The sequence below is a fragment of the Planococcus sp. TJ-302 genome, assembly GCF_058268455.1.
Genome location: NZ_JBZDOI010000001.1, coordinates 1,965,446 through 1,990,483 on the forward strand (window position 1 = coordinate 1,965,446; position 25,038 = coordinate 1,990,483).

Below are 25,038 nucleotides of genomic sequence, written 5' to 3' on the forward strand. Positions count from 1 at the left end.
CCAATTTTTCTTTGATACGTTAGTGATTGTAGTAGTGGACGTACCAACCCATCTTCACCTTCATGAATTGGATTCTATAGATAACCGTTCGTAAAAGTACACTTTTACGAACGCCATAAACCTACCCCAAAATCCATAAAAAGAACGTTCGATAACGTATCAAAACACTTTACGAACGTCCGCTTATTCGAATCCACTATTACGAACAATTTAAGGTATAATTAAGAAAATTTAACGTTTTATGGAGAGTGATTTAATGCAAACGTTCGACCTGTTTTCGAAAAGAAATAAAACTTTTCAATTCGATGTTTTAGAATACGACTTATTGCCGAATAAATTGAGAAATCAAATATATTACATTTGGAAATATGCTTTAGGAATTGAATATGCTAAGACTTATGGTTCAAGTCCACCATTTCAAGCCTTTGCTACTATTCGAGATACTTTATGCAGAGAACATGGACTTCAATTTCTTTATTCAGAACGAATAGACAGGGTATCGGAGTGCGAATTGTATCTGAGAAACGGCCATAGTATTGAAATATTGTTAGATATGATTGAATTATCGATTCGTTTAATTGAGCCTTTACGAAATACTGTAGGATGGCCAAACTTAGATAGGTACTTAATAACGATGAATGAAGAAGACGCTATAAAAGAATTAAATCAGAGATTTAGAGAAAATGGTGTTGGATATGAATTTTCAAATGAAATTTTGATTCGTAAAGATTCTGAGTTTCTTCATCAAGAAACTACGAAGCCTGCCCTTTATTTACTTCAAGAGGAAGGCTTCGAAGGAGCGTTAGAAGAATTTTTAGAAGCTCACGATCACTTCAGGAACAGAGAATACAAACCATGCATCGTCAGTGCCTCTAATGCTTTTGAAAGTACAATGAAAACGATATGTGCTAAGCAAGATTGGAAGGTAAATGGAACTGGTACTGCATCACAATTGATAAATACACTGGTAGAAAACGAATTAATTCCTAGTTATCTGGATACGCATGTGAATTCTTTAAGGAATATGCTTTCGGGTATCTCCAATGTTCGGAATAAAAAAGCTAGCCATGGTCAAGGGGAGAATGTTGTTCCTGTACCGGAACATTTTGTTAGTTATACTTTGCATCTATGTGCTACTAATATTGTTTTCTTGATTGAAGCTTATAGAGATCTGCCAAAATTAAGATGATGTTATCTTAACTTTAATTTCAGGAAAGATTTTATAAAGAATCTCAATTGATAATCCTGTTAATAGCACTATAACTTACAACAAGCAATATTCTTAACAAATTTCTAAAGATTAAGAAGTTCAATGCCCTAATAATATGTTACTAATGTAACCGAATACGCTTCAAAAATAATACCCCTTTAACTTCGGTTAGAGGGGTTAACATATTTCTAAAAAAAGCTGCACATATTGAAAACTTATTTAGACAAATTCTTCGAGTGCATTGCTTGACCATTGATTCACCGCATGCCCTTCCCGCGCAAAGACTTTCTCCAAATAGATCATCGTCGTCTCCATCTTCTCGTGGCCGAGCGAGCGCATGATGTCGAACAGGTCCGTCCCGCTCAGCCGCGACGTGATGGCGAACGCATGGCGGAACACGTGCGGCGTCAATTTGACGTCAATCCCCTCCAGCTTGATCTTCGTCAGTTCCTTCGCCATATAAGAAACCAAATAGGACGGCGAGAACGCCGTCCCTCGGCTGGTAGTGAACAGCGGCGCTGCCGGATCCCATCGGCAAGCCCCGCGCCTGGCGGAAGTGCCGGATGCTGTCGGTGACCTTCGGCTTCAGCGGGATCTGCCGCTTCTTGTTGCCTTTTCCCGTCACCTCCAAGTATTGGCCACCGTGGATCCGGTCCGCCTTGACATCGCCGACCCGGAGCTTACAGAACTCCTCGTTGCGGATACCGGTCGCTGTCAGGACCAATACGATGCCGAACAGCACCGGATGGTTAATTGTACGGTACCCGCGCAAAATCGTCACGACATCCTGCGGCCCGAGATCCCGATCCGGGCGGTCGTCTTTCCGCACGGTCGCAATCCGGAAACCGTTACTACTGTCTTGTTGGATGTACTTCACTTGGTACAAGTACTGAAAAAATGATTTGAGAATGGTCGTTTTCCGGGCAATTGTCGCGGGGCTGTAGATCTTCCCTTTTTGAACATAGGGGCTGGCTGAAACCAGCCATTCCTGATACCGGCGCAAATGTCGTGCTTCCAGAGACTTGAACAGCGATCCTTCTTCGATCTTTTCAATGTCCAGCCCAATTTCGGCACTGTGCTGCAGAAGGTGTTCGATAAACTGCCGCAGTTCGTTTTCGTATTCCGTTCGCGTTCGAGCCGATCGGTCGTTTTTGGCGTCGGCGTCTATCCGCAGAAAGTAAAGGACGCCATTGCCACGCTGAAGCTGGATATTCAACAGGTACCCAGCAGCATCCAATCCGCGAAGCAGCGGTACGCCATCACCCAGGAGCAGGAACGGGAAATCGGCCAGTACCTGAAACGGCAGAAAACGACGCGAATTAAGCGGAACCACCTCTACTTCCCTGCTTCCGACACGGCGCTCTACCAGTCCTTTTTATTGGCCGGCGAGCAGCTGATCCGTTTGCGACGGAATGAGCAAGGAGAAATCGGCTTTTACCTGGATGACCATGTGTTTCTCCCGTACCTCGAGACGCTCCGCTCCCATGATCTCGAGTCGCGGTATGATCTCCACCAAGAGCGGCAAGTGGCCCAGCTCGGCTTCACGGATCTGACGGTTTCGACTGGAAAGAAAGCCTTCTATCAAATTCTTGATGTCTTATATGCAGTCTGCGGTGTAGAGAATTCCAATGCGGAAATCCGGGACGGGGAGCTGGTGGCGTCTTTTCGGAACGGGCGCTATCTGGTCAATGGGTTGGCGACGGATGAGGTGTTCCGTGTGCTGCAAGCAGCCATCACATCTGGGAAAGTGGAAAGCAAAGACGGTTACTGGGTGTTTGCCCGTAGTGATCGGACCGTTCAGTTGGTGTTTGAGGAAGCGGTTTATGAGGAGCTGCGGGGGATTGCTGCGGCGAAGGGTCTTTCGTTCAAGGACTGGGCGCAACGGGTACTGGAGGAAAAGCGAGATTAGCTAAAAGATCGATAAAATTTATTATAATTATTTAGATATAGACTGCCACTACTTTTTGGAATAAAATAGAAAAAGGAATTTAAATAATCTATTCAATTTAGGAGAAGAATGAAGCGAGGAGAAAATTTTTGTTAAAGTCAGACTACGATGGATTTAGCGCAGCTTTTTATTTTTGGAAAATATATGACCTAGAGAAAGGAAAAGAAAGGGACAGTCAGCTAGAGGAAATTTATCCTTATCTATTACTTTCAAACTTTATATTTCCATTTGTCACTGTTTTGATTCTTGGAACGATAGCGCAGTTCTTTTACGAAACTGGCCTATTTGTTTACTACGGTTTTATAGTAATTGTACTGTTTTCATTTCAGTGTTATTTTCAAACAACAATTTGTAAAATGGCTATCTTAAGAAATAAAAATCAGTTGGTAACAAAAGAAGAGCTAGTCGAGCTCGGGAAATTTGTAGGTACTGGTGTTATTGCAGGTTTTGTTTTCCTTTCCAGTATTGCAACTTTGAAACTCATTAAAGAACTAGAGGATATTTTCGCTGATTTTTCAACAAGTAACCAAGATGAATCTTCTAGTAAAATGAATGATAAAAAGGATAGCTATCAACATGAAGAAACTTCTTCAAATTATCAAGAAGGTGCTTATCAAAATAAGGATTTTTCCTCATTAGAGATATTAGAATTAATTCTTAATAAGTATGATATTCCTCTGGAGGCAGATGAAACTTTCATTGCAAAACGTTTTAGATCATTAGCTAAAGAGTACCATCCAGATTCACCTACAGGAGACGCTATTCGATTTAAAGAAATGTGGGCAGATAAGGAACGTTTTGTAGAGATTTTAAAAGCAAATCAAGCCGCATAAACAGTTTTTAAGAAATCACTCAATGAGTTAACGTTTTCTGTTCTCTTTTATGAAAATGGCAGCATCTTCATCTTTGAAGTGCTGCCATTTTTATTTTATATCTTTCTAATTACTTTTACTTTAACTGATTAACTCTTATTGCTTTATAGAGTCAAAATCGTACCTCTTTGAAAGAATAATTTTGAAAAGTGTTTTGAGTTAATAATTTAACCAGTGGTACAAAAATCATTAACAATTATTATCCTTTAAAAAACCATCGTTTTTGATAGTAGTATAGACAACTTTAAATAACTTCTACCAATATCTTAGTTTTCTAAATGGATACTCTTTAAGTTATTTACTATGATTTCTAAATTGTTTTTATAACTTAAGGGTGCTTCTTGGTATTGCTTCAAAGTAAGAATTTCTACTTTTCTTTTATGTATATTTTCTTCTAATTCATTAAGTCTTTTTTCCATAGTTTTTCTTGATAATTTTTTCATCAATTTAAAAGTATAATCATTTCCAACTTTCATATATGGTGCAAAAATAAAGGCTCGATCTATTACGTTTGTTTTATACCAATCAATCTTGTCAAACTTTTCTTCAAATTCAACTTTTATATTTCTTTCTTTAACTAACTCTATTTTATTTTCATCAATTTCTCTTGTGCTCATGCTTAAAGATTCCTCAATTGTAATTAGGGAATCAGTAAACCAATTATAAGCATCAAGTGGTTTACTCAGCAATAACCAGCAAAACCCTACATAAGATTGAATAAAACCAATCTGATAAAATTCGGAAGAGCTTTTATTTTTTTTTACATTTAAAATACCTAAACAACTAATAAATTGTTGTCTTGCAAGAACAAGATTTTCTTTTCGTTCTTCCTCTGTACCGTGTAGTTTATTCGCTTCTTTCAAATATATTAATCCTGTATAAAAAGGTCCTTCCTGAAGTGACTTTATCTCTAATTTGAGCGATTGAAATAACTCTTCTTGTTTCTCTTTTAATAAAAGCATTTCCTTTAAAACATCAGAGGCATTTTCTGATTTTTTATATTTAATCAATGTAGTAACAGACATCATCAATAGTTTCCCTATAATTATTGGTTCCATATCTTCTTCCTTTCATTAGTTCTTTTTTAAAATTGCTTATTATATATTTAAATATAGGAAGTAAAGATGAAAAGCTAATGATTTCCAAAGATGTAATTCTAATTATTACAAAGTCAATTTTGCCATTTTATTTATTTCAAATAATACTCACTTCTATAGTTAATTTCATACTAAATTTTATCACATTGGTATATAAGTTGCTTTCCGAATTTTTAATTAAGACGATCCTCTGTTGTTTAACACGACGGCTAGTGTATTTGAATTTCAAATATAAATGAACAGTTCAGTTATATTTTTTGCTAATACATGCATTAGTTCAAAAATAATCGACACTTTTTTGATTACTTTTCTAACGAAGTAGTTTAATCATAAAAAGTGGTAAAATATCAACAATAACTAATTCGCTACTCAAGAACTGAAGGAGACGAAAACATGACAGTATTTCCTAAAGATGAAGATGGACAAGTATTAAAAATGTTATATAAACAAGGTGTTGATTTTAAAGAACCACAAAATGTTAATTTTGTGGTTGCAGTTCCAAATAAAAAGAACGGTAAAGCTGTTTTAGAAACTTTAAGAAGTGATGGATTTACTTGTGAATTAGAACAAGATGAGGAAACTGAAGAATGGACTTGTTATTGTTTTATAACAATGCTTTTAAATTACGAAGAGATAATTGATATACAAAAACGACTTGACGAATTAAGTAAACCCTATGAAGGATACACAGAGGAATGGGGACTCATGGTTAACTAAACAAAAGTTTTAGAAAAGAGTAGTTAGATAGTGAGCCCATAAAGCCAAAGCTTTAGTTTATGCAGCTAAATGACTGGCATGAGCCCGGTGTAATACCGAGTTCATGCCAGTCATTTTTTGTTTGATGCGTTCATTGTTGTAATAGAAAATGAGAATAGTATCGACAATCCTCTATTAATAATAAGAAGAAACAAAACACAGTTTCTTAAATGAAGCCAAACCATAATATACTCTGGATAAACCCAAAAGCAAAGAGCACTTCATTTGAATTGGTTGAAGTGCTCTTTTTTTCGCAAAAATATAAGCGCTCTACTTTAAATATAAGACTCAGACCTAATTCGCAAGTAGTATAATAACAGTTCGGATTTAATAGGTTTGAATCCTAAAAACAATCCCCAATCGCTTCGCATTTGTCCAGTTTTCAAAGTCTCGAAGTGGAAGCCATTTAGTGCTTTCTGCTATGTCGGTCGCTTGGTCTGACTCGACAGCAAATAACTCATGTGCATTCAAAGGGTCCATAACTGTCCATTTTCGATCAAACGTATCATTTGCCATAGCAAGTGCTAATTCAACAATCGACATGCTGTTAATACTGATTTCTCCATTCTCTAATTGAAAAGGCAATCCCTCTGTCAGCATTTTATTTGCGTTATACAATTCGTCTGCTTTCGCTTCAATGGCCCCTTTGCCCCCTGTTAAGACATAGTAATAGATTCCGTCGTCTTCGGTGAGTTCTACTAATTGAATGGTGTGGTTGGTCATGTAGATTCCTGCAGTGTCCAGAAATTCTCCAGTCATGTTGGTGATGCGAGTGGTTGCATTGTAAAAGCGCTGAACAATCCTACCGGCACTCATTCCAGACAAGGTATAGATTGTTGGGTCATCGTTATAACTGTCTTCAAACTCTGCATACCCCAAATTTTCTCGTAACGAATTATACATCAAGACCGTGTTCGGTGTTGGCACCATTTGAACAAAGGTTTGTTGAAGTTTCTGCTTTTCTTGTGGCATAAATGTACCCATTGGATAGATGCCCTGGTAATCAACAACTTTTTGATATTCAGACCTTTCATTTTCAAAAATCTTGCTCTCTCTAAACATTTCATCCCTGCTCTCAGTTAGTTTCAGTTTAATCATGTGCAATATATAATTAAAATTTTCTCACTCTCTTCTTTGCTTCGTTAGCCTCATGTTGCATTACCTTTGCTCTGTTGGTTTCTTCTTGAAGAAGAAGTTTGCTATTATATTGAGCCTGTTCAATTGCACGTCTCTTGGCAAAGTCAGCTTCTTCTTGTCTTTTTCTGGCCTGCCATCTTGCCTCTTTTTCTAATCTTTGCTTATTGGCTAAGTCTTCTTCTTGCTGCCTTTTTTGAGCCAGCCGTTCTGCGTTGGCTTGTAAACTTTGCTTATTGGCTAAATCAACTTCTGCTTTTCTTTTATGTTCTTTTCGTTGGGTGTCAGCTTGTAGTTTTTGCTTATAGGCGGAGTCTTCTTCTTGCCTCATGTGTGCCTGCCATTTTTGCTTATTGGCAAAGTCAGTTTCTTCTTGGCTATTCTGAGCCTGCCGTTGTGGGGGAGCTTGGAAACCTTGCATAGTATTTGAATTTCTAACACTAGATTTCTTACGCTTGTTTTTATTGACCCTGTTTTTTTTGAACGAATATGTTATAAACCAAATCTTATCGCCAATTCGTGAATTTAAAAGTCTCTGTTGTAAACTATCTATCCTTTTTACAATCCATACGCTGAGTAGTGTAGTGCTGCAGGAATTATTAGTAATATCGCGAAAATACCGAACGAATAGTTAGATGGATAAGCTGGTTGATTAACAAAATTAATCAGATTACTTAATCCTCTATTTGCAATATTAATTGAAAAGAAAGTTAAAATTAAAGTTAAGGCAAAAAAAAGCAACTTCTTATCTTCTGGTATTTCCTCCGATACCCATGCATTGATTTTTCTATTCATATTCTACCTCCTCTTTTATCTGAATTATACACTAAAGACCTATTATTCGTAATGACTAACCAGGGTATAATGTATCATTTAATGATTTCTGAAATTATCTCCTAAAACTATTTGCAGGCCTTTTTCGGTTTATAGACCTTGCTCATTCATACTGCGTCTTTCGGGTCTTGGAAGTTCAGTGCTTACTCTTTTTTGATCCATTTAAACCCTTCGTCTTTTGTGATTACGGCTACCTCAACAATATCGCTGGCCATCTCTATAGATTTTGAGATTTTCTTTTTTAGAGATGCTGCTTTTAGTAAAGATTCAGAGAGATACGCCAGCTCTGTTACCGGTAAAGATTCGATAAATCCTACAATCGGGTCGCTGAATTTTTGGCGCTCATAGTGAGGCAGTTCTTTTTGATACTGCTGGTGTATTTGCATAAATGCATTTGCCAGCTCCGTTGCGATTACACCCGAATCACTCTCTGTCTTAAGATGATCTTTTAACTCGGCGACCATGATAGCGGACAGCCTATTAACTTCTTTTTTCAAAAATGGCGCGATAGAGCCTATCATTTCTTTGCGAATGCCAGTCAAATAGCTTTTTAGGGTGTCTCTTTCTCCAAAAGGGAAAATGGCTCCAGGTGTTGAATGACTTATGGTTCTTTTTCTAATATGGTATTTGATTTTATTATTAAGTTTCCCATCGATGCTCAGTACGCACATCGATGGAAAAATTTCAGTAGTTCCATATCCGGTAAAAATGACACCAGATAATTTATTTAAGAACTTTTTGATTAGTGAAACACTTATCAGGTGAATGATTTTTTCAAGCCATTCAATGCAGTAGAGATGAAATTCGAATGTACGAAATACCATTTTAGTTATTTTTTCAGCATACTTTCCAGACAAACATTCATAATCGAAAGTGGTGAATCCTTTCGGTAAATTTTTGTCATCTATTCGTTCAATTTGATTGTCCAAGTAATCTTCTGCGTGTTGTAAATATATTTTTTGGAATTCGCCTTGCGGTAGCAACATATACTCTTCACTATATAAGCGCATTTTCATATTAGTTAAATCTTTATAGATTTTCATTATCAGGAAGTATAAGGAGTCTTCTGCATAGACTATTTCATTTGCTTCAGCCATATATTCTTGGTGTTCATGTTGATCAAGAAACTGCAAGAAGTCTTCTGCATATTCGTGTACTGTATCAAATGGTTTAGGAAGTTTGCTTTTGTAGTCCTGTACAAGTGTTTCCCATGGAGTCTGAAACATTGAAGCGGTGCCATATACCATAACACCGATTGAATGCTCATCCGATAAACCAAATAGTTTGTTTACTGAGTTCTGCCATGTTTCTCCATTAACTGTGCTGTCCGAGGTTAAAGCAATTCCGTCTGTATTCATTGCGACTAGTTGTCCTGTCACCCCATCTGCCTCCCTCATATAATAAGTTTACTCATCGTCCATCTCATAATAAGGATCGTTTTGCATAACCCCTTCTTTGTAAAGGCTTCGGTATTTGTCGACAATTAGCTTTTCAATAAAGCTGCTGTTTGTTTCTTTGTTTTCAGTTAACATCATCTCTAAATACCAACTTGCTTTTTCAGACATGTAAACTTTTTTTTGAACCTTGTCGCTTCCATCCTTTTCATTCCGGATTAGTTCGGGGAAAAACTTACCGATAACTTTTTTTGTTTCAGGATCAGATATAATAATTTCACTTGCGAATTGAACTGCTAATTCGTAAGTGACGGGTATGATTTTCTTTTCTTCCATATCCATGAGTTCGAATTTTGGATTTAAATCATCCTCATTCACATCAACGTAAGCGGGAAACTCGTTCTTAATGAAAAAGAAGTAGTTTCCATTTTTTGTTTTATAAAGCTGTTTTAATTGGTTTACATAAGCACCTTTATCAAAAGAATCTTCGCTTATTTGTTGTTCACCGATTTTTTTAGCAGTTTCTGTGTTATAGACTGTACCGTCAATCACTCTTTTCATCTTTTCCTCTCCATTCACTAGTGTATTAGTATTTACTAAAAGTACTAAAAAGCTATTTTAAATAATTAGTGATTTAGTACTTTATATTAATTTAAATATATTATACAGTTGGTACTAAGTCAATTAAATTTGAAATTTTATTTTCAATGCTATCTACCCAAAGGGTACAGTTTTCTTCATCATTTTAACGGAGATATTTTTTATGTGAAATTAAAAAAGATAGAATACTTGAAGTGATAAACGGAATAGCAATATTATGCAGAAGTATTAGACCATTATTGCTGGTCGATTTTAAGAGCTTCTCATCGATGACGCGATGGTGACAGATGCGGGGTAGGAGGAGATTTCAATCTTGTATCTTTGGTTTTTGCAGTATCTTATACGCTGATAAGCGAAATATTATCCCAAGGAAGTCGCTGGATTACCGTACCCCTTGGAGGCATTTTTGAGTCACCTGAATGGAGTAGAGTTGTCTAGCTTATATTGACAAACGGAATTGTATTAATAGAAAAGAGCATCTGGAAGCTTAGAAACTTGATACTCTTTTTTTGAGGTGGCTCAGATTTTAGTTGATCTAAAACATATAATCGCTTTACATATTATCAGTGCTAAATTTTACTAAAAAAAAGACACCTTTTCAAAGGTGTCTTCTAATTTTTTACGATACATCCGGTGTGAAATGATAGTCTTTCCATAACTCAGCAGCAATTTCTTCCTCGTCTAAATCGTCATTATCTATTCCATCATGATAATAGTGGTCCACCATAATTAAACCATCCCCTGAAGAGTGTGTTAGGTTTAAGTGAATAGGTAAACCTACCTTGAATTCAGCAGAAGCGCCTTTTCGCTGAATAATTGTATAAGGCAAATTTTCAGGTTCCGATGGCAGTTCTGCATCTGCTTCAAGCATTATTACCGATACCCCTCTTAGATCAGAGATTTCTTCTGAGTAGAAGTAATCATTAGCAAATTTAGCTAATTCTTGCCGCGTTAGTACAACCACGTTGTTTATTTCTAACCACTCGCAACCGTCTCTTTGCCCGAAAAAGGGAAGTAAATCACTCTCTTTAGTAATACCAGTTCTGAGTATTGTTAGAACTTCGTTGCTTAAATCTTTTAGAATTTTCATGGTTATTTCTGCCTCCCTTTTCTCACTCCATACTCTCGTTCATCAGTTTCTTAAGCAAACTGCATTCCTAGATACAGACTTAAATATATAATTATTTGTTGCACTTGTATTGAATATTTATTAATAAAAATGAGGACAATAAATCTCTGCACTTTTGTGTAACAACTGCTTCACTATTTTATGTACTCTGATATAAAATCAGTCCAATTATTTTTCAGCCACTTTACCGGTAATCCATAATTTAACTCGGCATCTAAAGGAACAGAAATTTTAGTAGCTCTTCCTCGTTCCTCACATCCAGGAACAGATTTTTGCAAGTATCTTTCGAGTGCCACACGATTGTAAGGAACAGTTGCAGGCAAAACACGCCCTTGCCAAGGATAGTCACCTCTTCTCCACGAAAACCATAAACCTTTATCATGGGCATAAAAGTCTTCAATTTTTGCCCACCCTTTGCATTCTCCGGAGATTCTCTGATTCAATATAGCTCTCGGGTTTTCTCTCAATACGCGATTTCCTGGAAATGTCTTATCAAAAGCAATTAGTACAAAGGCACGTGATTTGTGAAGGCGTGTATTTATATCGAAAAACTTGTACTCTTCAACTAAAAGCCATTGTGCAAAATGCGAGGTTCCCTTTATATCTACAGGAACCTCAAAAATAACCCCATTTTTACTAAATGTAAGATCTCCCGAATCCGTATTCAATTCTCCTTCGTAATGATCAAAATCAAGACTAATCTCTGTCCCTTTTTCTTTCATATACTTTAGAAAAATACATTCTGCAAGCTTCCCTTCAATTTGATCCGCGATAAATTGTTCTTTTGTTCTTTTTGAACCTCCAAAATGTTTTTGACTTTGACTTCTCAGATTCCATGCGTCCTCAGCAAACTTTACACACATTGAGATTTCTTCACTCTCTAAATCTATTATCATACGTCACCCTCCAGTATTTAGGCACAAAGACTTTGGTCATTAAAGTTAATAATACCATTAAGTTCTAAATAGTCTAAATACTTTTAAAGGAAATTGTAAAATTCAATACAAAAAGAGACGCAGAAATATTTTCTGCATCACTTTAAATCATAACCTCTATTATTATACGACGCTTTCTACCACTTCTTTAATGACGACTTTCTTTTTCCCTCTCAAATTCTCTAATTGTAGTTTTGGAGCCGGTTCTACATAATCATATTCAATTCCTGCAAAAGATTTTAGGATGGCTTCAAATACAACCTGTGCCCCAAGTGGCGGTACGGCCATACCAATCTGTTTCCGCACAGCTTCTTTGCTGCCGGCAAATACAAAGTCATCCGGAAACGTCTGCAGACGGGCTCTTTCTCTGTTCGTCAAAGCGCGCAGTTCGTCCCAGTGATACATATGCGTTCCGCCGCCGCCGCTGCCAGTCACCGTGTATGCCGGACGTTCCGGATCTAAACGCTTGTAAATAGAACTCATTCGCGCGCCTTTTACTTGCAGCTGCAAATGATCAGGAATTCCCGGATACCAGGCGTTGCTACCCGGCGGTATGTAGCTCAGCATTTCTTTTACTTTGGCCGAATGTTTCGGCATATCGTGATTCGGTGCATCTTCCGGAATCGGCGGATTCAGAATGGCTTCAGATGCCGTTTTGTATTCGGTTGAGGCCAGTGTAGTCGGCGCCGGAACTTTGAATTCAATTCCTTCTTCAGCCAGATCATTTCGGATGCCGACAATGATAATGCGGTGTCTTGCCTGCGGTACTCCGTATTCCTGGAATTTGTACAAATGAGGCGTCAGTTTGTACCCGCACTCTTCCAGTTCCGTCAGGATTTGAATGAAGGCTTTTCCTTCATTGGCGCTTTGAAGTCCGCCGACGTTCTCAGCCACGAAAAACTTCGGCTGGTAGTCTTTCAGCACTTTGACTCCGTACGTATATAAAGGACCAAACTTACCTTCCAGCCCCTTTGATTCGCCTACTATACTGTAGTCGTTGCAAGGAAAACCGAAAGCAAAACAATCGATATCCCCAAGAATGGATTTATCGCCGATCGGCAGGTCTTCCACAGGTACCCAGTGTACAGAAGGATCGTCTGGATTTTCGCATATGTTTAGTCGGAAGGTTTCACAAGCTGTAGCATCGTAGTCGTTTGACCAAAGATGCTCAACTCGAAATTCCTCTCCTGTTTCCGGATGAACCACCCGTGCTTTTTTTGCTGCTAAACTTAGCCCACCTGGACCGTTAAAAAGTTCGCCTTTTTTAAATATCATATGAAAATCGCTCCTTAGTGGTTGGTTTTATACGAAAGTATGTTCTTGCATACCTCTATGCTTTATATTGTACACGTTAACTCAAAAAAATGCAGCCCCCAGCCTTTATGTCAGTTTATTCTAGTAAATCCGGATTTTGTTTAGTGTATTACTTATTTTACGGGGAATAATATTAGCAAAGCGAGGGGTCAGGCTATGGCAGATACAATAAGCAAAGAACAGCGCCGAAAAAACATGCAGGCGATCCGGTCTCAGTCAAAACTGGAAAATAAGGTTTCCCGTATACTCTGGAACAAAGGCTACCGCTTCCGGAAAAATGACCGGACACTATTCGGCAAACCGGATATTTCCATAAAGAAGTATAAAATTGTTATTTTTATTGACTCCTGTTTTTGGCACGCCTGCGAGATTCACGGAAACCAGCCGAAAAGCAATCAGGATTACTGGAATAAGAAACTTGCTAGAAATAAAGAACGGGACCAAGAAGTCACGGCATACTATAAGGAAAAAGGGTGGTTCATCAAAAGGATCTGGGAGCATCAGGTGAAGGAAGATCTTGAAAAAACAGCCGAAGAACTGTCTCAATTTATTCAAAAAGCCAAAGAGCATTCTTCCTAAAGAAGAAACCCTTTGGCTTTTATGAACTGAGAACTCAGTTTTTTTATTAATCTATATCTATTTTAATATTTTTTAAAATCATATTATCTAATTTAATATATCTTATAAATTTTCAAGTATTGTGTTTATAAGAATTCCTTACATATTATAAGTTTACTTGTTACTATTAGGCCGTTTATGCAGATTAGACATTCTCCCATGCATACCAGGGTATGCATAAAGCGATTTGTAAAAATTTATTGTATCAAATTTCCGAAGGTATATTTGGGCTTCATTTGACGAAATATACACTACGTTATTTTTTTTTATTGCTTCCTCGTAATAATCATAATCTATAACAATAATATTTTCAAAATCTTGTTTAACTAACTCTTCTATCCAAGGAATTGTATCAATATTATTACCTAAGATTACATCCGCAATCATTGTTTACACCTACTCAATTATATTTAAATTCCAAAATACAGCAAAGAGCATGGTCTATTGCTGTATTTGAATGGTTAAAACTTAAAATAGTTAGTATTAATTACTTCTAAAGGTAATCCTTTTAAATCTAATTTGTATTTCACTTGTACTATATGATCAATAAATCGTTGCTCAAAAACATCATTGATGATTAATTTAGGGAAATTCTCGTCTATAACGTATCTCTTCATTTCAAGCAGTTTAAAATTTTCAGAACGGACCAAACTATTTTCCTCAAACCCCATTTTTTTTAGCATATCTTCAAGTTTCACTCTCGGATACCCTAAATTGGCTATCATATGAGAAATTCGATTTATCGAAATCCCTGTATTAGATTTTTCAAACCTGCAGAAGTAAAGAAACTGATTTTTTGCAGAGAGCTGAAACTGGCTCGAAATTTCAATAACTGAATCATACCTCAATAACGTTGATTTCACTTCATGTGAAGAATGACTATCTTCAATATCAACAGAAGCGCCGTTCGGTCCATTCCATTCCAAGTTCTTGTTATTTGAATATAAATAGAAAAATGTAACCAATTCTCCCAAAACACTATGAACTGTTTTTTCATAAGTTTTATTGCCGATAAGCTCTTTAAAATTAATCCACCATTTAATAGGATCAATTAAAATTTCTTTTCTCTCTTCACTTTCTCTGCCTGGATCTAAAAACATGGCACATAAAGAAGCAAATTCATATCTTAGCTCCATCACACTGGAAGTTAGCATTAGTAAATGCGCTTCTTTCCCATCAACTTCAAATGTTTCTGTATGATACCTAACATTCGAAAAACTTTCATTAATGAGATATTTCGGCTCAATTGTAATTGCAACACCGAAAGAACTATTTAACTTTATTGCCCACGAAGAATATTCGTCACCAAAACTTTTTAGCTGAATAATTTTCCCTTCATTTAATGATGAAAAATAATTTCTAATTTCTTCTACCGGATTCATTTAATCACCTTATTTTTGGCTTAGATTTTCCAAAAGTGCCTCTGCAACTGCTTGCGAAAGCAACGGTGGCACTGCATTTCCAATTTGTTTAAATGCTTCTGTCATACTGCAATTGAAGTAGAAATCGTCTGGAAAAGACTGCAATCGTGCTGCTTCACGCACCGATATTCCTCTGGGTTCCCAAGGATGTATATGGCTATAAGTATCAGTGCTTAAATGAGCCACAAGAGTATGAGACGGTTTTTCAGGGTCAAGTTTTTTCCATTTCCCAAGAAACTTTTCTATCGAATATGGCGGCACTATTTTCTTTTTTAGTTCAGCATACTTTTCCGGATTAGATTTTTTTGCTACAACATTTTTTCTACACTCATCTGCAAGCAACTTCATCGCAATATCATGTGCATCTCGGTAGTTATCATTTGGTTTCATTTTATTAAAAATAATAAAATCTCTTTTTGTATTTCTAAATCCGTTCCCACTTACGGCATCTAAGATTCCATTATTACTCATCCTCAATCTGTACTGATAATCATTTCGAGGTTCGCTACTGTATTTAAGTTTCAAATGGGGTGGGTGCAGAGTATATTTTCCATCGTATTTTGGAAATAAAGATGGCAGATCTGATAATGCTTCTCCAACAGTAACCCACGCCGGAACGCTGCTTACTGGGATATTTGGCGTTCTGAAAAACCTGCTTTTTTCAAATTTAAGAAAGCGTTGCTCATGCATAGTTTTGTATTCTTTATTTGACCGCTGGTGAGTCGGTATAGGTAAATGGCTAATTTCACCAAATTCTTTTTTTACTGCTATCACAAATACTCTTTCACGGATTTGGGGCACTCCATAGTCTGCTGAGTTTAATACAGTCCATAAAGCATTGTAACCATTTTCAGTTAGTATTTCACACACTTTTTCTGGAATGTTCATACCATTGTAATTAACAGATTCTGGGACATTTTCCATAACTACTGCGTTGGCATTTAAATCCAGGGCAAATCTCAAAAAATCTTCGAAGAGAAATCCCCTGCTGTCATTAAATGCAGCGCGCTCTTCACCCAACGAATTCAGTTTGGCTCTGCCAGCAAGAGAATATGCTTGACAGGGGGGCCCTCCAATTACTACGGGGTTTTGATAGTGGTTAAAAATTTCCGGCGAATTTAATGTTAGATCTCCACAAAGATGTTCCTTATCAATTCCGTCTTTCCAATGAAGATTGTAAGAAGCTGTTATACTCGCCGGCTCATTGAGTTCCATGCCGCTCATAATATTTAGGCCGGCTTTTTTAAAACCTAATGCTAGACCGCCGCATCCAGAAAACAAATCAATAACTTCAAACTTTCTTTGCTGTATCTTTATCAAAGTACTCAAATAGCTCCTTTACATACTGCTTTTCTCCGCCTTCTGTCAAAGCAGGCTCTACTACACGGGCTCTAGCTGTATTAAGTTTCATTACTTTACGAAAAAGTTGATTTTTCCTTCCCTTTTCATCATCTTTAACTTGTGAGTAATTTCTCATAATTTCGCGATATAACTCAATCCGGTACCCTTGTCTTCCAGATCTTTCAACTAATTGTACCAAGTCGTCAGTAGTATTATCTTTTAATATTTTATATGTGCCGTCATAATCACCTTGCCATGATAAGTGCATATACCACCAAAGTGTTTTCAGCCATATTCTACGCGATTCCTTGTAATAGCGATTTTCATTGAGTCCTTTCCATCTTTTGAAGACGATATCGGGAACAATCTCAATCGATAAAAACATCCATGTTCCATCTTGTGACGCTTGTCTTTCGGAAATTTGATATTTCTCTGATAATAGTTGATACATCTGTTTACCGAATAATAAGTCAAAATCATATGTTGATACAGTATAAGAATCGCCCATACTGTCTAATTCAAGATTTACGCTTTCATGAATTTCTTCAAATTCTTTCCGCAGTACACTGTATTTGTTTTCCGGCTTAAAATCTTGAATGGTTTCTGTTTTAAAATTTTCAAATTTAGAAATTGCTTCTTTTTTAGTTATTACTGATAGCAATTTATTCACCTTCTATTCTTGATTCTAAATCTTTTCTGATCGTCTCTGCCAATTTTTCTGGTGAAGAAGCATCCCAGTTAAATGTTTTCAAGAAATAAAACACTGCTTGGCCAATGGAACCTTCTTCTAAATTCATACCATTAATAATATTTTCTCTTTCAGGACTATCTAAACTTTTTTGGACAATTACCTGCAATGCACTGGCCAATACTTCCACTAGCATAGGCCCATTGAAATCTCCTTTTTTATCATTTATATATTTAAAATTTTTGTGGGCTGTATTGATATTAATACATACAAATTCTTCAGTAAACGGATCTGTTAATAGGTCAGTATAATTAAAAGTTACATACCATAACGGCATATTTGGTGCTGAAACTTCCAAGATAGGAAATGAGGATCCCGCCCCATCTAGAATGAGTAATTGAGTATCAAGCTTACCTAAAATTGTACCACTTTGACTAGAGTACCAAGATGCCTGGAATTTAGCTGCTTTTTCTAAATAAAGTATAAGCTCTAGAGTGACTTCCCCACTAAGCTGATTTTTATCGAACTTTTGATTTAGATTGGCTGAAAATGGACCACTATGGTCTCTGCTAATTGAATCTATTTTTATAGTTCCTCTTTGATTGGAGCTTTTAGAAAACCAGTTTAATGCAATTCCTAATACTGCATCAGGAGCCACAATACCATTCTCCGTAAAAAGAAATGCAGGATTATTTATATAGAATTTCTTTTCAATTATTAAGTTGTACTTATTAGGTTCCCAAATACCATCTTCATCTTGTATAAATATATGATCGCCTTTGTGTTCAATATCATGAGTTTGGTTAATAGAGATTTTTTTTATCTCGCCATCATCGGAGTAAGAAAAAGCGTAAGGTTCTGCTTCATATCCGATTTTCATAAATAGCTTTTCATTTAATTCTTTGTGAAAAAGTATTTCATTATTCATTGGCTATGCTCCTCTGATGTCAAAGAGATCGAAGCTTGGATTAACGGATCTTTCTTCAGCAGCTTTAAAGTCCCCAATATTTTCATGCTGTCACCAGGGTTAAAAATTTCGGCTCCGTTAATTGAGCTAAACTTCTCTGTTTGATGCAAACTTACAGGATACAAATTATTTGTTCTGCACTCTCTATTTAAAGTAATTAATGTGTCCATATTATCTACATTAGTTATAGTAAATTCTTTAATTTCAAGCGGAAACGTTGTACCTATTATTTCAGCCTTTTCCCATTCATTCCCCTTTATAGGGCCTGATTCCGATTGCACTACAATTTCTAAAATTGCTTTTGTATTTTTTTTCTTAATGTCTAACTTGAATTGAATCTCTAAAGACCCATCATTTTTATGATTCTGCTCAAGAATATCAAAAACTACTTTTCTGTTTTTCAGAAAAGTATTCTCGCCTCCAGGAGGACGCACAACCGGGTTTGTTGGACCCCGGCCAAAATTTTGCGGAGGAAGCAATTTTCCTGCCAACGCTTTGCTTAATTTCCCTTTTTTCCCTTTTGCAATTTCTTCATCTGAAATAGAGTATTTATTTTTTATTGCTTTAGATACATTGGTCTGAATTCTAGCGATTATTGTTATCCTGCCTTCCGGGACACTTAAATCTTTCCAAGAAGTATGGTCAGCCTTTTCGCTTTTTCTCAAATAATTTTCAAGAACTGAAAAATCTTCGAAATCTCTAAATTCACTATCTGAATTTGGAACAAATAGTCCTATGATAAACTCATTTTCAGGAGTTTGTTTAATATCGTTACACCACAAACTGCCAACTTCATAATTTACAATCATTCCGGGTTTACGTAGAAATGCAACGATTGGTATATTTACAGTTTCATCGATTTCTTCAAAATTCAAATATTTATATGGACTTAGTTCGTTATCTGGCGGCAACATTTTCAGGTTTTCTTTTGTTAGCTTTGTAAAAGCTACTTTTCCAGCATTTCCGTTGGACGTATTAATAAAATTGTTTTTTAAATTTATATCTGTAACTTCGTATTCTAAACTTTTAAGAATCTGAGATTCTGGAACTTTTTTGTCGACTGATATAGCTTGATTATACAAATCATGCATTATCTTAAAGAATATCTCCATATTGTCGTAATTTATCGATTCGTTATTTACTCTTGCATCCAGCCATTTTCCATATGGATAATAGTGATTATCTATTCTAGGTGCATACCACCTTTGAAGAGCTATTTTCAAATAATCTTCTATACTGCTAGACCACCATACGTCCGGATTCCTAGGCAACACTTTTTCCTCATCGATAAAAGGAATGATAATTTTCGTGCCCGTTTCTTCTCCTCTGAAAAGTGGAACTGAAAAGATCTCCAATATGCTTCTTATTTTAGTTTCTTCTGTTATTGCTGTCGTCGAGCCATCTTTTGTTTCTTCTCCCCACCAAGCAATGCCACGTTTCGGTTTATTGTCTACTGAAGGTATATAGGTGAATTCTCCTTCTTCATTCTCTACCATTGTTGCTGCTAACCGATGTTCATACTCTCCGTTTGCTTTCTTAATTCTTGAGTAGTAAAAGACTAGACCTATTCCGAACCGAAAATATATTGTTTTTCCCAGTCCCCACGAACCTCCAGCCCCTTCTTTATTTTGTGGAATGCTTATTTCATATACCAGTTTCTGAAGGTTCCCGTAGTCATTATTAACTACTTCATCAATATGAAGAGGACCTGTTAGACCGACAGTATTAGAGTCTGAGATATACAATGCTTTTGCACTGCTGCCTCCAAATTTTTTATTTAAAGCTTCTTCTATTCCGTCCATATTTGATATAAGAGAATTACTTTGAAATTCTGTTAAGCCAATATCTACAATAACGGATGGTTGAATAGTCGAATCTGCAGCGTCTAGGCTGTTTTGAACAGCTTCTCGAACCAGCAAATCCAATACTGGGGTATCTTCATTTTGTAGCAATTTGAGCAAAGAACTTCCTCGCTCTGACATTCTTTCATGTTTTGCAATTTCAATTTTCACTAGTTTCCCCTCCGAGATCACCTTCATTTAAATCTGTAACATTATCTTCTTTTAAGTTTATAGTTAATTTTTTCGCTAAATTTTTATTCTTTTTCCCTGGCACTAACATACTGAGACCAATGATATCTTCATCAAAATTTAAGTCAGACCTTAGATCGTTGTCAAGGCTCGCTTTCGAGCTTTGATTGATTCTATAGATTATTAATTGCGGTGTCTTTTCCAAACCTGTCTTTTCACGGACCTCTCGCACTCTTGCGTTAGAGGCCGTTAAAGTATTTGCAGGTATGTTTGCTTTTTCTAATTCTTTGGCATCTATATCTGCATACAGATCTTTCGGGGCTCTTAACACGCCTATGCTGACGGAGCTACTTGTTAAAACGCCCTTCCCTTTTCTTGTTCGAGCTACCAGTCCAACTTTTTCTCCATTTATATCCCAACCTGTTTTATTTTCAGGAATTTTACCTGTACCACTTAGAATTATATTCCATCCTTCGAAATCTTCTTCTTTTTCTACCTGCTTATACCAGTCGGCAAATGCATGGATTTGATTAAAAATACGTGACTTTTGATCAAACTTAAAATGAGTTAGTAAGTTTTTTCTTAAATCTTCAAACTTTACATTTTTCCATATTAAGCCTGATTTTTCACTAGTCATTGCCGGTTTCGGCAATTCTTTCAAGAATTTTTCAGTGACTTTTATATTATGTGCTAATATTTCTTTTTCATTTTTAAAAATGGTCGTTTGAGCCGATATACCGGAAAAATCTAATTCTGTTTCAATTGCACTTTGCATTCGGTTTTTCGCCGTAATTTTCATCCATGATAGCTCTGGAGAATTTTTAACTTTTGGGCCATATTCTTCTGGACGCAAGCCGAAATCCGAGAAGGCCTTTAAGTCTTCTCTCAGTTCTTGTTCAACAGAAGCCAGGAATTGAAATTTTTCATATGTGTCATCAGTTAACCAAATTCTTGGAAGCAGTTCATATCCTTTTCTGTAGCCAAACCATCTTCCCATTTGCATAAGCGTATCACCTTGTTTGCTTGCTCTAAGAAAGTATGTACTAGTAAGTCCTTCTATTGTAAGTCCTCTTGATAAAGTGCTTCCTCCTATAACAATAAATGCTGTCGCTGTTTTAGGTACATTTGTTCCGCTTGTTTTTGGGTATACCAGTCTTACATGCATATTTTCATCTGTAATCCCATTGTTTGCACAGTTATCTATACATAAATGAATTCCATTGTGGTATTTAGGCTCTCCTAAATCACTGAGTGGAATATGAGTAATTTCACTCAATAAATTTGAAATTTCATCTTTAATCAAACTAAAATCTGGATAATCAGTAATTTTTTCGTTCGATGTACTGTAATTCGGATACCCTTCTCTGAATTTCTTTTTATCAAATATTTTGGTTTCTGTTTGATATACTTCTTTGCATAATTCAATAATCTCTTTCATAGATTTTTCTTTGATCCAACTTTCTACGGATTCAGCCACTGATTTATGGTGACTTTGTTTTTGGCTAGTATGAATCAGCATACTTACTGGTTTTTTCTGTCCCCAATGCCTTCTTACTGCCACTGTACATAAAAACCAGGAGATAGACTCTGCAAACGAATTTGGAATCTGTCCAAGGCCCTTATCATGAATTTCTTCAATTTGCTCTAGATCTTCTTTAATGATGCATCTAGTAATATCCAGTCCTTGATCATCTGTGTCAAATAAACCAAAAATTTCTTTAGGTCCAAAATATTCATTTGAAGTTTTCAGCACGCCAATAAAATCTTTCGGATAAAGAGTATCTTTCCCAGATTCATTTAATATATTTGCATACGGCGTAGCTGTATAACAAATATAATTCATTGCGCCCGGCTTATCTTGACAATCTTTTTTTCCATTTACTAATTCAAGAATAAGAGAGTTTATTTTTGCTCTTTCTTCTTTCTCAATATCTTTTGCATTAATGCCTGCTTGGTCAGCTTCATCGTCAATCACCAGAATTTTCATTTGTTTCAGTTTATTTATGTCCTCGTTCATCCAGTCTATTAACTTTCTTAATCTGCTTGGATTTTTTAAAACGACAGTTAAAAACCTTTGGTTAGCACCTGACTCCCAGACTAGGTCCGATGCTCTATGACCTGATGGCGAATTTGGAGAAGGCTTCTCTAGAGGATGCCAGCTCAAATTCCCGTTATGGTTTAAATCTGAAATCAGCCTTTCTGAAGTTTGTTTTCTCAAATTGTCAATTAGCCCAGAAAGGACAACGAAAAAATTCCAACCCCAATCTGCGGCCATAGCCATAAGAGCAGCCATGTTAGCAGTTTTTCCTGATTGTACATGTCCTACCATTAATCCTTTTACAGAACCAACTTCTTCACTGTTTAATGTAAGCTTTTTAAGAATTTTTACTGTTGTTTTTTCTATTTCTTCAATGGATTCTTCTGTCCAGTTGTCATTTTTAAGTTTCTTTTTGTAGAGTTGCCACGATGACCTTGCACTTGTTGGAACATGAACGCCATTATCTGAACCATTATCAATTAATGTGCTTTGTTCATTTTTTATATGAATAGATTTCTCTTCTTCTTCAGTTTTTTTAGACCATTCAACTATTTCTAACCAAATTTCAGGAGTAGCAAACTCTGGAATCATATGAAAACGCTTTTGAAATTCTATAAAATAATTTAAATCGTCATAGTTTGAACCCATAGCATACTTCGTTTTTTCCCATCCTTCTTTTTTACCCATAATTTTAATAGAGTCTCTAATTTGATCATAGTTTGGATGTGCAAAATTACTCATTATTATATTACCCCTTTGACAATATTGACTTTAATAAGTATTATACCTTACATCTTTTTACAAATCTTCATATAAGAAAATACATATATTTTTTTAATTTCATGCTACTTATATTATTATCTTTAATTCTAAGTCTTTAGGGAGTAAGGGAAGTGAAAAAAATCAATTCTTTTCAAATAATTTGTTAATATATATATTTAGTTGTAGAGGGAGTTAAAGAGTTTGTTTAAACGGAAAATTTAATTTTAATTTTATGGAATTTAATTGAATTATTGAGTAAAATAGAATCATCTGATTATAAGGAGACCAAGTTAATGTACCTAACTTCTAATTTGCAAGATCATGTTTTTTTAGTGCCTTACCAAGAAGGCTATCGAGACTTAAAAATTCTCACCGGCTATGCATCACCTTCTTTTCTGTTTCATATTATTGATAATTTCCCTGAAGCAAATATTGAATTAACAATTGGTATGACAAAGAAAGATGGAGTAAGTAAAGTAGATCACTCTCAATATGTTGATATAATTAGCCGTTTTCCAAATATTATTGTTAATTACCAAAAGACACTTCCTGGCGTTCATACGAAAATCTACTATTGGACAAACAATGGTATTAATCAAGAGTCAATAATTTATACAGGTTCTGCAAATTTTTCATGGAATGGCTTTAGAGATCAATTAGAATTAGTTAGCCGTTCAAATTTTAATAATATTGAAGACGTATTTAATCAAGCTGATTCGATTTCTTGTGTAGATCCAAATGTAGAAGGATATATTAAGTTCTATAATAGACTACCTACTCAAGATGAATTAAATTCTAACAAGTTTCATGAATTTGAAAATCAAAAAAACTTTTTAGTGAACCCCTCTGTGCGTTTGCCCTTGCTTATTAAGAATGATACAGAAATTCAAGAGAAATCCGGACTTAATTGGGGCCAAAGACCAGGCCGTGAACCAAACCAAGCATACATACCTGTGCCATCTTCTGTACACAATCGCGATGCCAACTTTTTTCCTCCATTAGAAAATCCATTTACTTTGATAACAGATGATGGTCAACAATTTATTTGTACTATGGCTCAAGCAAATCGAAAAGCAATTGAGACCAGCTTAGCTAACAGTATAATGGGAAAATACTTTAGAAGGAGACTAGGAGTTCCTTTAGGTGCAAAAGTAGAAGTAGAAGATGTTTTACAATACGGAAAAACATTCGTAGAAGTTTTTAAAATAGATGAGGAAACGTATTTCTTAGATTTTAGTAATTCTCCGCTACAAAAATCTTGATAAATTTAGCATATATATTTATCTTAGTAATTAATAAACATATAAAAGTTTAAACTTGATATTTTACAGATTAAACTGCCCCCATGGTATACATCTAAAAAGTGGCTATGTGAGGCTTTTTTTGTATTCCAAGATAATTTACGCTGTCATTTCATCAGCCTTCTACATATTTTTAAATAACAGTTTTCAAAATCCCTATGTATATTACCAATAGACAAGGAGGGATAGAATGAAACGGTGTAAAGTATGCAGAAAGAAACCAAGTATCGCACGGCGGGTAGACAGTTTTGGAAATGGTTTTTGTTCGGAAGATTGCTTCGAAGAATTTGAAGGAGGACCAGATGATTTCGATCACCCTTACATTGATGATTATGAATCAATGAGACGGATTTATGGCGAGTGGATGATGAATTACGAAGAGGACTTACACATAAGCATTTACTTTGGATATCCAAAGAAGAAAGATTTAATTGAATGGCTAGATGAAACACTCGAACCGTTTCGGGATTATTACCGCCTTGAAGGACAAGACGGGATCTTTTCTGCCGAAATTTATCATTACATGCAGGAACTTGTGAAACTGCAAGAAACGATTCGCAGCTGGGAACCGGATAATCGAAAGCACGAAAAATGGTTGAAGGAATTGCAGGCTAAATAGATGGACACCCCTTCACCTTAACTTGTCGAT

25 protein-coding genes are annotated in these 25,038 nt (G+C 35.9%); 7 read left to right on the forward strand and 18 right to left on the reverse strand.

From position 1 onward, the window contains the following. Positions 1 to 256: 256 nt before the first annotated feature. Complete coding sequence (locus tag AC4EHB_RS09535) at positions 257 to 1,189, forward strand: abortive infection family protein (protein WP_490981295.1); 933 nt, start codon at positions 257 to 259, stop codon at positions 1,187 to 1,189. A 240-nt stretch (positions 1,190 to 1,429) separates the two neighbouring features. Here AC4EHB_RS09535 and AC4EHB_RS09540 read toward each other — a convergent pair whose 3' ends face one another. Together AC4EHB_RS09540 and AC4EHB_RS09545 are read right to left on the reverse strand one after the other, a co-directional pair. Beyond that, the gene (locus AC4EHB_RS09540) at positions 1,430 to 1,669 is read right to left on the reverse strand and encodes a tyrosine-type recombinase/integrase (RefSeq protein WP_490981296.1); all 240 of its coding nucleotides are present in this window, start codon (positions 1,667 to 1,669) and stop codon (positions 1,430 to 1,432) included. Further along, the gene (locus tag AC4EHB_RS09545; RefSeq protein ID WP_490981297.1) at positions 1,629 to 2,543 is read right to left on the reverse strand and encodes a tyrosine-type recombinase/integrase; all 915 of its coding nucleotides are present in this window, start codon (positions 2,541 to 2,543) and stop codon (positions 1,629 to 1,631) included. Before AC4EHB_RS09545 ends, AC4EHB_RS09540 begins: the two co-directional genes overlap by 41 nt. Positions 2,544 to 2,612: 69 nt before the next feature. On the opposite strand from AC4EHB_RS09545, the gene AC4EHB_RS09550 reads away from it, so the two are divergent. Next, positions 2,613 to 3,119 carry a hypothetical protein gene (locus tag AC4EHB_RS09550; protein ID WP_490981298.1) on the forward strand — a complete coding sequence of 169 codons (507 nt, stop codon included), beginning with the start codon at positions 2,613 to 2,615 and terminating at the stop codon, positions 3,117 to 3,119. 128 nt (positions 3,120 to 3,247) lie between these two features. Next, positions 3,248 to 3,991: a J domain-containing protein gene (locus tag AC4EHB_RS09555; RefSeq protein WP_490981299.1), complete on the forward strand. Its 744-nt coding sequence runs from the start codon at positions 3,248 to 3,250 to the stop codon at positions 3,989 to 3,991. Positions 3,992 to 4,296: 305 nt separating this feature from the next. Here AC4EHB_RS09555 and AC4EHB_RS09560 read toward each other — a convergent pair whose 3' ends face one another. Continuing rightward, a complete protein-coding gene (locus tag AC4EHB_RS09560; protein WP_490981300.1) occupies positions 4,297 to 5,088 on the reverse strand; it encodes a hypothetical protein in 792 nt (263 codons plus the stop codon). Positions 5,089 to 5,520: 432 nt separating this feature from the next. On the opposite strand from AC4EHB_RS09560, the gene AC4EHB_RS09565 reads away from it, so the two are divergent. After that, positions 5,521 to 5,844: a ribonuclease E inhibitor RraB gene (locus AC4EHB_RS09565; RefSeq protein ID WP_490981301.1), complete on the forward strand. Its 324-nt coding sequence runs from the start codon at positions 5,521 to 5,523 to the stop codon at positions 5,842 to 5,844. A 366-nt stretch (positions 5,845 to 6,210) separates the two neighbouring features. On the opposite strand, the gene AC4EHB_RS09570 is transcribed toward AC4EHB_RS09565, so the two are convergent. The 8 genes from AC4EHB_RS09570 to AC4EHB_RS09605 form a co-directional block, all read right to left on the reverse strand. Further along, positions 6,211 to 6,945, reverse strand: coding sequence for a hypothetical protein (locus AC4EHB_RS09570; protein WP_490981302.1), 735 nt, complete (start codon positions 6,943 to 6,945; stop codon positions 6,211 to 6,213). A 49-nt stretch (positions 6,946 to 6,994) separates the two neighbouring features. After that, positions 6,995 to 7,438, reverse strand: a complete 444-nt coding sequence (locus AC4EHB_RS09575; RefSeq protein ID WP_490981303.1) for a hypothetical protein — start codon at positions 7,436 to 7,438, stop codon at positions 6,995 to 6,997. Between the two features lie 137 nt (positions 7,439 to 7,575). Continuing rightward, positions 7,576 to 7,812 (reverse strand): hypothetical protein, encoded by a 237-nt coding sequence (locus tag AC4EHB_RS09580; protein ID WP_490981304.1) that lies wholly within the window; start codon positions 7,810 to 7,812, stop codon positions 7,576 to 7,578. 182 nt (positions 7,813 to 7,994) lie between these two features. Further along, positions 7,995 to 9,230, reverse strand: a complete 1,236-nt coding sequence (locus tag AC4EHB_RS09585) for a hypothetical protein (RefSeq protein WP_490981305.1) — start codon at positions 9,228 to 9,230, stop codon at positions 7,995 to 7,997. Between the two features lie 27 nt (positions 9,231 to 9,257). After that, on the reverse strand, positions 9,258 to 9,806 hold the full coding sequence (locus AC4EHB_RS09590) for a hypothetical protein (protein ID WP_490981306.1): 549 nt from the start codon (positions 9,804 to 9,806) through the stop codon (positions 9,258 to 9,260). Positions 9,807 to 10,464: 658 nt separating this feature from the next. Continuing rightward, positions 10,465 to 10,935 carry a hypothetical protein gene (locus tag AC4EHB_RS09595; RefSeq protein ID WP_490981307.1) on the reverse strand — a complete coding sequence of 157 codons (471 nt, stop codon included), beginning with the start codon at positions 10,933 to 10,935 and terminating at the stop codon, positions 10,465 to 10,467. A 173-nt stretch (positions 10,936 to 11,108) separates the two neighbouring features. Then, positions 11,109 to 11,870, reverse strand: a complete 762-nt coding sequence (locus AC4EHB_RS09600; protein WP_490981308.1) for a hypothetical protein — start codon at positions 11,868 to 11,870, stop codon at positions 11,109 to 11,111. Positions 11,871 to 12,032: 162 nt separating this feature from the next. Next, the gene (locus tag AC4EHB_RS09605; RefSeq protein WP_490981309.1) at positions 12,033 to 13,184 is read right to left on the reverse strand and encodes a DNA cytosine methyltransferase; all 1,152 of its coding nucleotides are present in this window, start codon (positions 13,182 to 13,184) and stop codon (positions 12,033 to 12,035) included. Positions 13,185 to 13,379: 195 nt separating this feature from the next. On the opposite strand from AC4EHB_RS09605, the gene AC4EHB_RS09610 reads away from it, so the two are divergent. Further along, a complete protein-coding gene (locus AC4EHB_RS09610) occupies positions 13,380 to 13,802 on the forward strand; it encodes a very short patch repair endonuclease (protein WP_490981310.1) in 423 nt (140 codons plus the stop codon). Between the two features lie 153 nt (positions 13,803 to 13,955). Here the strand turns inward: AC4EHB_RS09610 and AC4EHB_RS09615 are convergent, their stop codons facing one another. From AC4EHB_RS09615 to AC4EHB_RS09645, 7 genes are all read right to left on the reverse strand, one after another. After that, complete coding sequence (locus AC4EHB_RS09615; protein ID WP_490981311.1) at positions 13,956 to 14,228, reverse strand: hypothetical protein; 273 nt, start codon at positions 14,226 to 14,228, stop codon at positions 13,956 to 13,958. 74 nt (positions 14,229 to 14,302) lie between these two features. Continuing rightward, positions 14,303 to 15,223: a PD-(D/E)XK motif protein gene (locus tag AC4EHB_RS09620; RefSeq protein ID WP_490981312.1), complete on the reverse strand. Its 921-nt coding sequence runs from the start codon at positions 15,221 to 15,223 to the stop codon at positions 14,303 to 14,305. Between the two features lie 9 nt (positions 15,224 to 15,232). Further along, a complete protein-coding gene (locus tag AC4EHB_RS09625; RefSeq protein WP_490981313.1) occupies positions 15,233 to 16,582 on the reverse strand; it encodes a DNA cytosine methyltransferase in 1,350 nt (449 codons plus the stop codon). After that, entirely contained in the window at positions 16,554 to 17,264 is a 711-nt protein-coding gene (locus tag AC4EHB_RS09630; protein WP_490981314.1) for a DUF6339 family protein, read from the reverse strand. Before AC4EHB_RS09630 ends, AC4EHB_RS09625 begins: the two co-directional genes overlap by 29 nt. 1 nt (position 17,265) lies before the next feature. Beyond that, positions 17,266 to 18,219 carry a hypothetical protein gene (locus AC4EHB_RS09635; RefSeq protein ID WP_490981315.1) on the reverse strand — a complete coding sequence of 318 codons (954 nt, stop codon included), beginning with the start codon at positions 18,217 to 18,219 and terminating at the stop codon, positions 17,266 to 17,268. Further along, positions 18,216 to 20,270, reverse strand: coding sequence for a hypothetical protein (locus AC4EHB_RS09640; protein WP_490981316.1), 2,055 nt, complete (start codon positions 20,268 to 20,270; stop codon positions 18,216 to 18,218). The genes AC4EHB_RS09635 and AC4EHB_RS09640 overlap by 4 nt, the downstream gene beginning before the upstream one ends. Continuing rightward, a complete protein-coding gene (locus AC4EHB_RS09645) occupies positions 20,260 to 23,067 on the reverse strand; it encodes a Z1 domain-containing protein (protein ID WP_490981317.1) in 2,808 nt (935 codons plus the stop codon). The genes AC4EHB_RS09640 and AC4EHB_RS09645 overlap by 11 nt, the downstream gene beginning before the upstream one ends. A gap of 314 nt (positions 23,068 to 23,381) precedes the next feature. Here AC4EHB_RS09645 and AC4EHB_RS09650 point away from each other — a divergent pair, with 314 nt between their 5' ends. Further along, positions 23,382 to 24,350 carry a restriction endonuclease PLD domain-containing protein gene (locus tag AC4EHB_RS09650; RefSeq protein ID WP_490981318.1) on the forward strand — a complete coding sequence of 323 codons (969 nt, stop codon included), beginning with the start codon at positions 23,382 to 23,384 and terminating at the stop codon, positions 24,348 to 24,350. A 229-nt stretch (positions 24,351 to 24,579) separates the two neighbouring features. After that, entirely contained in the window at positions 24,580 to 25,008 is a 429-nt protein-coding gene (locus tag AC4EHB_RS09655) for a hypothetical protein (protein WP_490981319.1), read from the forward strand. Positions 25,009 to 25,038: the final 30 nt, after the last annotated feature.